Origin of the sequence: Dysgonomonas sp. 25 (genome assembly GCF_010501075.1) — a bacterium.
Lineage (GTDB): Bacteria > Bacteroidota > Bacteroidia > Bacteroidales > Dysgonomonadaceae > Dysgonomonas.
The window spans coordinates 167,133-180,113 of sequence record NZ_QVMN01000001.1 but is presented as its reverse complement, the minus strand read 5'-3'; the positions used below and the strand labels follow the sequence as shown (position 1 = coordinate 180,113).

Genomic DNA, 12,981 nt, shown 5'->3' with positions numbered 1-12,981 from the left:
GTTACTTCGTGCTTCGCACAGTTACAAGTAAACAAGTTGACAAGAAATAAGTATACTTGTGTTACTTTTTATTATCATCCCGAACGGAAGTGAGGGATTTCTTTCCATCCACAAGGCGAGATGCCTCCTATCGTCGGCATGACAAGCGTGTCTGCTCTTAGCGAGCTTGGTGTAGAATCTTTGTGTTCTTCGTGGTTAGGTAATAAAAAGTAATTCTATAAAAACAGCAAAAACGAGTAGAGGTTTGTTACTTTTTTGCTCAATTAATATTGATAAACAAAGATTTAATAGTTACACCGTTGGCAGGCTCATGCCTGTAATTTTGCGGTAGAGGTCGAGCGCATAAACATCCGTCATACCCGACACAAAATCGAGTACCGCCAAAATACGGGTGTATAGGGAAGGGGAATCTACTTCGAATTGCTCAGGGATACGGCTCAACAGCAATTTGGAGTAATTGGCTTCGGGCTGCTCAATAGCCGAAACAAAAGTATCGAGCAGGAAACCGATAATCCGATGACCGGCCAACTCAATGTCGACCACGTCTTTGGATTTATAGATACGCCGGAAGCTGATATCGGCACATTCGCCGTAAGCCTTTCGGGGCAAATCGCTTATATACTTGATAAGCGAACCGTCGAACTCTCCGGCAAGAATAAGCTCCTCATTTGCCAGAAAAGCCCGTGCACATTCTTCTATCAGCAAGCCGATAACCGACGAACGCAGGTAAGCTATCTGCTCGTTGACATCGGTCACGCGCTGCATTGTCTTGTGCATCTTCTGCTGGCGATCCGCTTCGAAAAAGTTGAGAAACATCTCTTTCGTTTCGTCCGTTGTCAGCAGTCCCAATTTATGAGCATCTTCGATGTCCATTATCTCATAACAGATATCGTCGGCAGCCTCCACCAGATAAACAAGCGGATGACGGGCATACGACAACGGCTGTTCGTGCAGACGTATCAGCCCCAATCGGTCGGCTATTTTCCTGAAGCTCGCTTCTTCGGCCTGAAAGAAACCGAATTTACCTTTCTTTCCTCCTCCTGTCGAAGCATAAGGATATTTGGCGATAGATGCCAACATGGAATATGTCATCGCAAAACCACCTTCGCGCCGTCCCTTGAATTGGTGGATAAGCAAGCGGATAGAATTGGCATTCCCTTCGAAACGCGTAAAGTCTTCCCAGCGTCCACCCTCGTCTCTCACGGCCTTTTCGAGATGTTGTCCCCTACCCTCCGTAAAGTAGCTTGTGATAGCTTTTTCGCCCGAATGACCGAAAGGTGGGTTACCTAAATCGTGTGCCAGACAGGCTGCGGCAACAATCGAACTGATTTCCTCAAAAGCGGCTTCCGAATTGGGCTCTTTCGCTCGAAGTTCTTTACCGACAATCACGCCGAGCGACCGCCCTACGCTCGATACCTCGATGCTATGCGTCAGGCGGTTGTGGACGAATATACTTCCCGGAAGGGGGAATACCTGCGTCTTATTCTGTAAGCGACGAAAGGGTGACGAAAATATCAGGCGGTCATAATCGCGCTGAAAGTCTGTCCGGTCGTGCTTCTTCTCGTCGTGGTATTCTTCCATACCGAAGCGTATTGTAGAAAGTAATTGCGTCCAATTCATAAGTCGATATATTTCATGAAACGTCAAAAGTACAAAGAATCAGGTATATTTGAAAATATTGCCATCTGATTGTCTTTTCAGAAGAAGTATTGTGTTAAATTTAAATACCGGATAAGGCAAGAATTATCTACGCACTGAAGACCTACCCGCTCTTTCCCTTATTTCGTAAATTCGTATACAAAACTATTCTGTGCTTTTTTGTATAATTTTTTGAAATTTCAGCTTATTAATTTTTTTTATTCAAAAATATGTTATATTTGTACAAATAATTTTGTTTTGCGCCGAATTGTGTGCGCACACAGAGCCTAATTTACCAGACATGACACCTAAAACAAATGTACGGATTATCGATATCGCCCGGATGGCAGAAGTGTCAGTCGGAACGGTCGATCGCGTCTTGCATAACAGGGGGCATGTGTCCGAAAATAAGCGCATACGGGTAGAGAAAGTATTGAAAGAGATTGGATATAAGCCCAATATGGTTGCCCGTGTCCTCGCCTCGAAGAAGAAATATACCTTTGCCGCTATTATACCGACCTTCACCCCGGGCAGTTACTGGGAGTTAGTCCGCGAAGGCATCAACAGGGGGCTGGACGAGCTTAGCAAGTTCAATATCAATATCAGGTACTTCTACTTCGACCAGCACGACAAACAATCCTTTATAGACACTTCCAAAGAGCTACTAAAGAAGGACTTCGACGGCATCATCATCGCCACCCTGATGGGAGAACACGTTATCGAGTTGTCCCAGACTTTGGATGCAGGCGAAATACCTTATATATACATCGACTCCAATATATCGGGGCAGAACAACTATGCCTACTTCGGGGGAGACTCGTCTGCCAGCGGACAGGTTGCCGCCAAGTTGCTCTTGAACGAGATTGGGCACGATGCCTCCATCTTCTTTGCTCACATAAAACTGACATACAGCGAAATATCGGTACAGATGAAAGCCCGTGAGACGGGATTCATGCAGTACATGCAGGAGAACGGGTATAAGAACAAGGTTTACCACTTAGAGTTAGATCCCGACAATGCAGAAGAAAGTGTTACCCGCCTCGAAGCGTTTCTACGCGAGCAAAACGAGATGCTTCAAATCGGAGGAATTGTTCTCAACTCGCGGACGTACGAGCTTGTCAAGCTATTAGAAATGGTAGATCCGGCACTGTGCAAGAAAGTGAAGCTGATTGGCCATGATGCGATAGACAGTAATACCGAACCTTTGAAGGAAGGGAAAATCACCTATCTCCTATCCCAGCGCCCCGGCGAGCAAGGTTATAACGCCCTTATGGCGCTCGGCAATTACAGGCTGTTCAACGAGACTATATCCAAGGACAACTATATGCCTATAGATATACTGATAAAAGAGAATGTAGATTACTATAACAACCATAAATCATAACCGATGAAGAATGAGCTATTTAGAATAGAGGGAAAGGTTGTCGTCATCACAGGAGGATATGGTATATTAGGCTCCAACATAGCCAAGTATCTGGCTTCCGAAGGGGCTTACATAGCTATATTGGGACGGTCGAGGGAAAAAGGCGACTTACTGGCCAATACCATCAAATCCACAGGCGGAGAGGCTTCGTTCTTCTCGTGCAATGTGATGAGCAAAGAAGACTTAGAACGTTGCAATACCGCTATATTAGAGCTATATGGAAAGATAGACATCCTTATCAATGCTGCCGGAGGAAATATGCCGGGAGCAACCATTCCGGCTGATAAAACGATATTCGATGTCAATGTCGAGGATTTGAGGAAGGTCATAGACCTTAACCTTTTCGGTACGATATTGCCATCCCTGACCTTTGCCAAAAGCATGGTCGATAACGGAAAAGGAAATATAATCAATATAGCATCCATGTCATCGTTCCGCCCACTTACCCGTGTGATGGGATATGGTATAGCCAAAGCGGCTGTTGCCAATTTCACCCAATACATGGCTGGTGAATTATCGGGCAAGTTCGGTGACCAGTTCAGGGTGAACGCTATCGCTCCAGGCTTCTTTATCACTACCCAGAATCACGATCTGATGCTGAACAGCGACGGTTCGTATAGCGAACGCGCCCAATCGATATTGGCTCATACGCCTTTCCATCGTTTTGGCGAGGCGGATGAACTATTGGGAATAATCCATTACTTAGCAAGTGATGCATCCTCTTTTGTAAATGGCTCTATCATTGAAGTAGATGGAGGTTTCAATGCATTCTCAATTTGAATAACAGGTAATATTATTTAAAATTGTGTGCGCGCACATATTAATAAAAAGATAATTCGGTTTATCATATATTAATTTTTTTGAGGTCTTAAAAATAATTGGGATAATATTTTTGCACATCATTTGTGTGCGCACACATAATATAAAATATAAGATGATACTAAGTGAACAAACATGGCGATGGTATGGGCCGAATGACCCGGTTTCCCTTTCTGATATCAGGCAGGCAGGCGCGACAGGTATAGTCACAGCGCTGCACCAGATAAAGAATGGGGACGTATGGACTATAGAGGAGATACAACAACGCAAAAGCATCATAGAAGCAGCCGGACTGAAATGGTCGGTTGTGGAAAGCGTGCCTGTACACGAGTATATCAAGACACGCGAAGGCAATTATGCGGAATATATCGAAAATTACAAAGAGAGTATCCGAAACCTGTCGCAGTGCGGTATAAAGATTATTACCTACAACTTTATGCCTGTGCTCGACTGGACGCGTACAGACCTTGCCTATACAATGCCCGATGGCTCCAAAGCTCTGCGTTTCGAGCGGGCTGCATTCGTAGCTTTCGACCTATTTATACTGAAACGTCCGGGTGTAGAAAAGGAATATACAGCTGCTGAAATAGCAAAGGCTAAAAGCCGCTATGAAGCTATGACTGCCGAAGATATAGAAACCCTCACACGCAATATGATAGCCGGTTTACCGGGCGCAGAGGAGAGCTTTACACTCGAAGAGTTTCAGGCACAATTAGACCGCTACAAAGATATAGACGAAGAACAATTACGTCGGAATTTAATCCTCTTCCTGAAAGAGATTGCGCCTGTTGCCGACGAAGCGGGAGTAAAACTGGTTATCCATGCCGATGATCCACCCTACCCTATATTGGGATTGCCTCGCATATTAAGCACCGAGCGGGATTTCGTCAGATTGGTAGAAGCCGTACCGAACGAATCCAACGGACTTTGTTTTTGTACAGGCTCATTCGGCGTAAGAGCCGACAACGACCTCGCCGGAATGGTTACCCGGCTGGGCGACAGGATAAACTTCGTACACCTGCGCTCGACAAAGCGCGACGAGGAAGGAAACTTCTACGAAGCCAACCATTTAGAGGGTGATGTGGATATGTACAACGTTATGAAAAACCTGCTCGAATTGCAGCAGCGACGCGGAATAACCATCCCCTTCCGCCCCGACCACGGACATCAGATGATTGACGATTTGCACAAAAAAACAAATCCGGGATATTCGTGTATCGGACGCTTGCGCGGACTGGCCGAACTGCGGGGATTGGAACTTGGAATAGCAAAAACACTATACAAAAAATAGCATACTATGAAACAGTTTATGGATGACAATTTTGTTTTACAAACTCCGACTGCCGTGGAGTTGTATCACAAGTACGCAAAAGAGTTGCCTATAATAGACTATCATTGCCACTTAGACCCGAAGATGATTGCCGAAGATTACCGCTTCGATAATCTGGGCGAATTGTGGCTTGCAGGCGACCACTACAAATGGCGGGCAATGCGGGCAAATGGTATAGATGAAAAGTATATAACGGGACAAGAAACGAGCGACTGGGAGAAGTTCGAAAAGTGGGCTGAAACAGTTCCCTATACGATGCGTAATCCGCTTTACCACTGGACACATCTCGAATTGAAAACGGCATTCGGTATCGACAAGCTGCTGAAACCCGAAACGGCACGCGAGATATATGAAGAATGTACGACAAAATTGCGTACACCCGAATTTTCGGCACGCGGTTTTATGAAGCGCTACAAAGTAGAAGTGGTATGCACGACAGACGACCCTACGGATACGCTGGAATATCATACAGCCTTGCTAAAAGAAGGCTTCGCCATAAAAGTATTGCCTACATGGCGCCCCGATAAGGCTATGGCAGTGGAATCGGCAGCAAAATTCCGTCAATATGTCGAAAAATTATCGCACGTATCAGGCATCGCTATCTCCACCTTCAACGATTACATAACTGCTCTACGCGCCCGTCACGATTTCTTCGCACAGATGGGTTGCCGGCTTTCCGACCACGGATTCGAATGCTTCTATGCAGACGATTATACACAAAACGAGATAGATAACATATTCAACAAGGTTTACGGAGGAAAAGAACTGGACGAAAATGAAATATCCAAATTCAAATCCGCCATGCTTTACGAAGGCGCTCTTATGGATTGGGAAAAGGGATGGACACAACAATTTCATTACGGTGTCATCCGCAACAATAATTCGCGCATACTGAAGCGCGTAGGTGTAGATGCCGGTTGCGATTCCATCAGCGACCCATGCACAGCCAAATCGATGGCCAAATTCCTCGACAGGTTGGATGCAGACAATAAGCTGGCCAAAACAATCATCTACAACCTCAATCCGCGCGACAACGATTTAGTTGCTACCATGATAGGAAACTATCAGGATGGGACGGTCGCCGGAAAAATCCAGTTCGGTTCAGGATGGTGGTTCTTAGACCAGAAACAAGGAATGGAAGCCCAGATGAATTCGTTATCGAATCAAGGGCTATTGAGCCGTTTCGTCGGCATGCTGACCGATTCGCGCAGCTTTCTTTCCTACCCTCGCCACGACTATTTCCGCCGAATCCTGTGCAACTTGATAGGCGACGATGTAGAACAAGGATTATTACCGGCCTCGGAGATGGATTTCATCGGCAAGATGGTCGAAAATATATCGTATTACAATGCTAAGAACTTTTTCAAATTCTAATCATCCATGAAAAAAATAGTAACCTTCGGCGAAATCATGCTACGGCTGGCAACACCGGGCTATCAGCGTTTCGTCCAATCCAATACACTGAATGCAACCTTTGGCGGCGGCGAGGCGAATGTGGCCGTATCGCTTGCCAATTACGGTATGCCGACCGAATTTGTCACCCGGCTGCCTCAGAACGATATTGCCGATTGGTGTATCGCCGAACTGAGAAAATATAACGTAAGCACAAGCCGCATCATCAGGGGTGGCGAGCGCGTAGGCATTTACTTCCTCGAAACAGGAGCTGTCGCCCGTGCCTCGAAAGTGGTTTACGACCGTGCCAATTCTGCCATAGCCGAGATTAAACCGGGTATGATAGACTGGAAAGAAATCTTCCGCGATGCCGGATGGTTCCATTGGACAGGCATCACCCCTGCCCTATCGCAAGGCGCTGCCGATGCCTGCCTCGAAGCTATTAAGGTAGCCAACGAAATGGGTGTAACCGTCTCCACAGACCTGAATTATCGCAAAAACCTCTGGAGATACGGCAAGACAGCATCCGATATAATGCCTGCATTAGTCGAAGGGTGCGATATCATCTTAGGAAATGAAGAAGATGCCGAAAAAGTATTCGGTATCAAACCCGAAGGTTTCGATGTAGCGCATACAGGCGGAGAAGTCGATGCAGCCGAATTCGAATCCGTATGTACGCAACTGATGAAGCGATTCCCCAGAGCGAAGAAAGTGATTATCACCCTTCGCGGCTCTATCAATGCCAATCACAACACTTGGGGCGGATGCTTGTATTCGGACAAGCTATACCAATCGAAACGCTATGACATCACACACATCGTAGACCGTGTAGGCGGTGGCGATTCCTTTATGGGCGGACTTATCTATGGCTTACTCACCTATCCGCAGGACGACCAGAAAGCGTTGGAATTTGCTGTGGCTGCCTCTTGCCTGAAGCATACAATCTATGGCGATTTCAATCTGGCGACCGTCTCCGAAGTCGAAAATCTGATGAAAGGAGACGGCTCGGGACGTGTATCGCGCTAAATAATAACAAATTAAAACATACGATATGGCTAAGTTCAGTAAAATACATACATACCAGGCAATCGCTCAAACAGCGATCGTACCAGTATTCTATCACAGCGACATCGAAGTAGCAAAGCAAGTCGTAAAAGCCTGTTATGATGGAGGAATAAGAGTATTCGAATTTACAAATCGCGGTGATTTTGCACACGAAGTATTTAGTGAATTAATCAAATGGAGCTCCCGGGAATGCCCACAAATGGTATTAGGTGTGGGATCTATTCTCGATGCAGGTACAGCTTCTTTGTACCTGCAAATGGGAGCCAATTTTATAGTAGGCCCTCTTTTGAATCCCGATATATTCAAGGTCTGCAACCGCCGGCTGATACCTTATATCCCCGGCTGTGCCACGGCTACCGAAGTGGGTTATGCACAGGAATTAGGCGCCGACATCATCAAAATATTCCCCGGTGATGTAGTCGGACCTCAATTCGTGAAAAGCATCAAAGCACCTATGCCTTGGTCGAATCTGATGGTAACGGGAGGTGTATCCCCGACGAGCGAAAACCTGCAAAGCTGGTTCAAAGCGGGGGTTATGTGTGTGGGAATGGGCTCGAACCTTTTCCCGAAAGAAGTAATAGCGGCGAAGGAATGGGATAAAATAACGCAATTGTGCCAAACAACGCTTGCCATAGTAGAAAAGGCAAGAGAATAAATAAAAAGCCTGAAATAATCCATGAAAACATCAAAGAATGTAATTGAGAAAATGACGAACTACCGCTGGACGATATGTGCCTTATTGTTCTTCGCTACTACCATCAACTACCTCGACCGGCAAGTATTGTCATTGTTACAACCAATATTGGAAAAAGACTTCCATTGGACCGACAGCGATTATGGAACGATAACTTCCATCTTCTCATTGGCATATGCCATATCCCTGTTGTTTGCCGGACGCTTTATCGATAAACTCGGCACAAAAAAAGGATACGCCATCGCTATTGCTGTATGGTCTTTTGCTGCCTGCCTTCATGCCCTGTGCGGAACTTTCACGGAGAGTATACTTGGAATCTCCGACACCGAAACGATGCGGAACACGACTGATGCCACATTGATAGCTTCGATAGCCGGAACAAGTATCCTGATGTTCGTCATAGCACGCTCTTTTCTTGCCTTTGGCGAGGCAGGAAACTTCCCCGCAGCCATCAAAGCGACAGCCGATTACTTTCCTAAGCGAGACCGGGCTTTCGCTACCGGTATATTCAACTCGGGATGTAATATCGGGGCAATACTTGCACCTCTTACCGTTCCTTTCATTGCTGCGGCATGGGGATGGGAGATGGCCTTTATCATTGTGGGCGCAACCGGGTTTATCTGGCTGTTCTTTTGGCTATTGCTATATAAATCGCCGGAAAAGAACAACAAAATGAATGATGCCGAACGGGCCTACATCAATCAGGACTATGAGGAAGAAGAACCAACAAAGAAAGAAGAGAAAGTCCCTTTTATCAAGTGTTTCAAATACCGACAGACATGGGCATTTGCACTCGGTAAGTTTATGACCGACGGTGTATGGTGGTTTTTCCTCTTCTGGACGCCTGCTTACTTGGGCGCCGAATATGGGATGGAAACAACCGATATGGCACTACCAATAGGTATTCTCTATACCATTACCGTATTCGGGTCGGTATTCGGAGGAAAGTTTCCGACCTATTTCATCAACAAAGGAATGAATCCTTACGCCGGACGGATGAAGGCAATGCTCATCATAGCCTTATTCCCTATACTGATATTATTGGCACAACCACTCGGACACCTCGCTATTTTGGGAGAGAGCGGCTATTGGATACCAATAATACTTATCGGTATCGGAGGCTCGGCACATCAGGCGTGGTCAGCCAATATCTTTTCTACTGTAGGCGACATGTTCCCAAAAAAAGCGATTGCAACCATTACGGGTATCGGCGGAATGGCCGGAGGACTCGGCTCCTTCTTCCTGCAAAAAGGTAGCGGAATGCTTTTCGATTACAGCTTTGTGGAATGGGGTACTAAATCGACCGGGTACAGTATTGTATTCACATTCTGCGCATTGGCCTATATAGTAGGCTGGCTGATAATGAGATTTCTGGTACCGGCATTCAAACCTATCGACGATTTATAAATATATAATTAACTGAGACAAATCACCAGTCCCTAATGAGTAAAATAAGTATTATTAACCTTAATCTATTTGATTATGAGTATTAAATTAAAACATTTATCCCTATTGCTGCTATGCAGTTTCCTATGCTTATCTGTAAATGCTCAAACCGTAACAAAAAGCATTTCGGGTATAGTATTGGACGAAAAAGAAGAGCCTGTGATTGGCGCTACTGTTGCCGTAAAAGGTACATCGACAGGCGTCATGACTGATCTGGACGGAAGATTCGAATTGGAAGTCCCTACTAAAGGTGTATTTACTGTTTCTTATCTCGGATACCGAACACAAGAGATAACTATCGGAAACACATCTGAATACAGAGTTGTATTGGAAGAGAATGAATTGAGCCTCGACGAAGTAGTTGTTATCGGATACGGTACAGCCAAAAAACGCGATCTGACAGGAGCAATTTCATCTCTGCGAACAGATAAATTGCAGACAGAAGCTCCGCGTTCGGTGCAGGATCTTTTGAGAGCAAACGTTGCCGGGCTTAACATCGGTGTCGATGGAAAAGCAAAAGGTGCATCCAGCCTCATGATTAGAGGAAAAGGGACACTAAAAGACGGTGGCGAACCCCTGATTGTTGTGGATGGAGTGATTTATGATGGTGACCTGAGCGACTTGAACCCGAATGATATCGCTTCGGTAGACGTACTCAAAGATGCCAGTTCGGCTGCCGTATACGGGGCAAAATCCGGATATGGTGTTATTGTGATTATGACTCAAAAAGGGAAAAACACAGGAAAGCCTGTTGTAAACTTCAATGCCAGCATGGGATGGGTTACAATGGCAGACCAACGAAAAGTGCTTAGTCCTGAAGGTTATATAAAAATGCGTCAGGATTTAAAGAACGGCTCGCAATCGGATGCCGATAAACAACGGTTCCCGCAAATGTATACCGATCCGCGAAAACTGGATGGTGTAAGCCAATTAGATTGGTACAACTACAACCAGGGAACACCTGTGCCATCAGTAACAGAAGAAGAACTACTTTTGGCATGGGTAACCCGACTTGATTTTTCAACTCCGGAACAAGAAAACTTTTTAGCCGGAAAAACAACTAATTGGGAAAATCAGGTATTCCACACAGGAGTACAACAAGACTATTCGGCAAGTATTTCGAACCGGAATGAACAGGGTTCTTATTATTGGTCGGTAGGCTGGCAAGACAGAGAAAGCCTTTATGTAGGCGACCGTTTCACAAGATTGACAAGCCGCTTAAACCTGGAGTCTAATATCAATAAGTATATTACAATAGGAATGAACATGAACTTCGCCATGAGAAATGAAGGCTATCTTACTGCCGATTGGGGACAAGCAAGAAGATTGTCGCCATACGCAGCCAATACGATAGGCATCGACGGCGACCCATATCAGCTTTATCCTACTGGTGATACAGCGTCAAAGAACCCGTTCTACGACAATCTGTACACCGACAGGAAAGAAAAAATAACCACTCTCAATGGAACGATGTTCGGAAGGCTGAATTTGCCATATGGGTTCGAATATCAAGTGAACTTTACGCCACACCTCAGATGGAAAGAGTTCTTCAACCACAACTCGACTGAACATATCGGACGAAAAGAGGCTGATGCCGAAAGAACACACGAAAAATGGAGCAACTGGCAAGTAGACAACGTATTCCGCTGGAAGATGGAATTTGACAAGAAACACAATGTAGAATTCACAGGATTGATAAACGCCGAGAAAAATCAATTCTGGAGAACAGAATCCCGTACCAGCCAATTCAGGCCGAACGACCAATTAGGTTATCACCACATGGGAGCCGGAACAATACCAAAAGCTTACAGCAACGATACATACAACACGCGTGATGCATTAATGGGACGCTTGTTCTATTCTTACATGAACAAGTATATGCTCACAACTTCCGTTCGCCGCGACGGGTATTCGGCTTTCGGAAAAGATAATCCGCATGCAACATTCCCGGCTGTAGCCTTAGGTTGGGTTTTCACGGGTGAAAAATTCGGAGAAAAACTTGCTCCTTGGATGACGTATGGTAAATTACGTTTCTCGTGGGGAGAAAACGGTAACAGTGATATCGGCTCATATGCCGCATTAGCCGACTTGACTTCCGGACTGACTCCTATTATCGATACAAACGGAAACATAGAACTGATCTCTCAATTATATGTAAAAAAAATGGCAAACTATAGCCTGAAATGGGAAAATACCGAATCGTATAACTTAGGTCTCGATTTTTCCATATTCCATGATATTCTTGGAGGTTCGATTGATATTTACAAGAAGGAAACAAATGACCTGTTGGTAACACGCGAACTACCAAGAGTTTCAGGTTACCAAAATATTGAAGCAAACTTGGGTAAAATCGATAATAAAGGAATTGAGATTTCATTGAATGCAAAAATTATGAAAATCGATAATTTCGAATGGCATGCTACCGGTACTTTCTCTCTGAACAGACGTAAGCTAACCAAATTGTATGGTGACAAGATTGACATCGTCGACGAGTTCGGGAACGTCATCGGACAACGAGAGGCCGACGACACCAAAAACAGTTGGTTTATAGGACGCGACCCGGATCAGATATACGGCTATGTGCGCGATGGAGTATGGCAGATAGGAGAAGAAACTGAAGCAGCCAAATATGGATTACAACCAGGTGATTTCAAATACGTCGATCAAGATGGAGATGGCTTATTAACAGACAAAGACAAACGCTTCCAAAAGTACAAGACGCCTCGTTTCCGTTGGTCACTTCGCAACAACTTCAGGATATATAATGATTTTGAGCTTTCATTCATGGTATATTCATTATGGGGACAACATAATACCTTTAACGATGCAGCAAACAACTGGTTGGCCGAACGCGAAAGCAATTATGACTACCCACGCTGGACACCGGAAAATCCGATAAACGATTATGCACGTATCAAATCGAATAATAAAGGAACAAACTGGGTAAACAGATCATTCATCCGTCTGGATAATATAACATTATCTTACTATGTTCCTCAGAAATTCCTTAGTAGGTTCCTTGTCAAGGACATGCGATTGACTGGTTCTATTCGCAATGTTGCTGTTTTTGCTCCGGACTGGAAAAATAACTGGGATGCTGAAACAGGTGAACCATACGGAAGGACTTTCACGATTGGAGTTAATTTCACTTTGTAATTTCTAACTAAAAAAATG

At 45.0% G+C, this 12,981-nt stretch carries 9 protein-coding genes; 8 read left to right on the top strand and 1 reads right to left on the bottom strand.

Annotation, left to right across the window (positions count from 1 at the left end; all coding sequences use genetic code 11):
* Positions 1-291: 291 nt before the first annotated feature.
* On the bottom strand, positions 292-1,620 hold the full coding sequence (locus tag D0T66_RS00730) for a deoxyguanosinetriphosphate triphosphohydrolase (protein WP_163355116.1): 1,329 nt from the start codon (positions 1,618-1,620) through the stop codon (positions 292-294).
* Between the two features lie 319 nt (positions 1,621-1,939).
* Here D0T66_RS00730 and D0T66_RS00725 point away from each other — a divergent pair, with 319 nt between their 5' ends.
* The 8 genes from D0T66_RS00725 to D0T66_RS00690 all read left to right on the top strand — a co-directional run bounded on the left by D0T66_RS00725 (position 1,940) and on the right by D0T66_RS00690 (position 12,963).
* Entirely contained in the window at positions 1,940-3,022 is a 1,083-nt protein-coding gene (locus tag D0T66_RS00725) for a substrate-binding domain-containing protein (protein WP_163355115.1), read from the top strand.
* Between the two features lie 3 nt (positions 3,023-3,025).
* Positions 3,026-3,841 carry an SDR family oxidoreductase gene (locus tag D0T66_RS00720; protein WP_163355114.1) on the top strand — a complete coding sequence of 272 codons (816 nt, stop codon included), beginning with the start codon at positions 3,026-3,028 and terminating at the stop codon, positions 3,839-3,841.
* A 154-nt stretch (positions 3,842-3,995) separates the two neighbouring features.
* Positions 3,996-5,171: a mannonate dehydratase gene (gene uxuA / locus D0T66_RS00715; protein ID WP_163355113.1), complete on the top strand. Its 1,176-nt coding sequence runs from the start codon at positions 3,996-3,998 to the stop codon at positions 5,169-5,171.
* 6 nt (positions 5,172-5,177) lie between these two features.
* The gene (gene uxaC / locus D0T66_RS00710; RefSeq protein ID WP_163355112.1) at positions 5,178-6,584 is read left to right on the top strand and encodes a glucuronate isomerase; all 1,407 of its coding nucleotides are present in this window, start codon (positions 5,178-5,180) and stop codon (positions 6,582-6,584) included.
* A gap of 6 nt (positions 6,585-6,590) precedes the next feature.
* The gene (locus tag D0T66_RS00705) at positions 6,591-7,628 is read left to right on the top strand and encodes a sugar kinase (RefSeq protein ID WP_163355111.1); all 1,038 of its coding nucleotides are present in this window, start codon (positions 6,591-6,593) and stop codon (positions 7,626-7,628) included.
* 25 nt (positions 7,629-7,653) lie between these two features.
* Complete coding sequence (locus tag D0T66_RS00700; RefSeq protein WP_163355110.1) at positions 7,654-8,322, top strand: bifunctional 4-hydroxy-2-oxoglutarate aldolase/2-dehydro-3-deoxy-phosphogluconate aldolase; 669 nt, start codon at positions 7,654-7,656, stop codon at positions 8,320-8,322.
* 21 nt (positions 8,323-8,343) lie between these two features.
* Positions 8,344-9,768, top strand: coding sequence for an MFS transporter (locus D0T66_RS00695; protein WP_163355109.1), 1,425 nt, complete (start codon positions 8,344-8,346; stop codon positions 9,766-9,768).
* Positions 9,769-9,843: 75 nt separating this feature from the next.
* Positions 9,844-12,963: a SusC/RagA family TonB-linked outer membrane protein gene (locus D0T66_RS00690; protein WP_163355108.1), complete on the top strand. Its 3,120-nt coding sequence runs from the start codon at positions 9,844-9,846 to the stop codon at positions 12,961-12,963.
* Positions 12,964-12,981: the final 18 nt, after the last annotated feature.

What these genes read in the sequence shown, in the direction of transcription:
- D0T66_RS00700 (WP_163355110.1), top strand. Translation starts at nt 7,654, where the DNA reads ATGGCTAAGTTCAGTAAAATACATACATACCAGGCAATCGCTCAAACA.
- uxaC (WP_163355112.1), top strand. Translation starts at nt 5,178, where the DNA reads ATGAAACAGTTTATGGATGACAATTTTGTTTTACAAACTCCGACTGCC.
- D0T66_RS00720 (WP_163355114.1), top strand. Translation starts at nt 3,026, where the DNA reads ATGAAGAATGAGCTATTTAGAATAGAGGGAAAGGTTGTCGTCATCACA.
- D0T66_RS00725 (WP_163355115.1), top strand. Translation starts at nt 1,940, where the DNA reads ATGACACCTAAAACAAATGTACGGATTATCGATATCGCCCGGATGGCA.
- D0T66_RS00695 (WP_163355109.1), top strand. Translation starts at nt 8,344, where the DNA reads ATGAAAACATCAAAGAATGTAATTGAGAAAATGACGAACTACCGCTGG.
- D0T66_RS00705 (WP_163355111.1), top strand. Translation starts at nt 6,591, where the DNA reads ATGAAAAAAATAGTAACCTTCGGCGAAATCATGCTACGGCTGGCAACA.
- uxuA (WP_163355113.1), top strand. Translation starts at nt 3,996, where the DNA reads ATGATACTAAGTGAACAAACATGGCGATGGTATGGGCCGAATGACCCG.
- D0T66_RS00730 (WP_163355116.1), bottom strand. Translation starts at nt 1,620, where the DNA reads ATGAATTGGACGCAATTACTTTCTACAATACGCTTCGGTATGGAAGAA.
- D0T66_RS00690 (WP_163355108.1), top strand. Translation starts at nt 9,844, where the DNA reads ATGAGTATTAAATTAAAACATTTATCCCTATTGCTGCTATGCAGTTTC.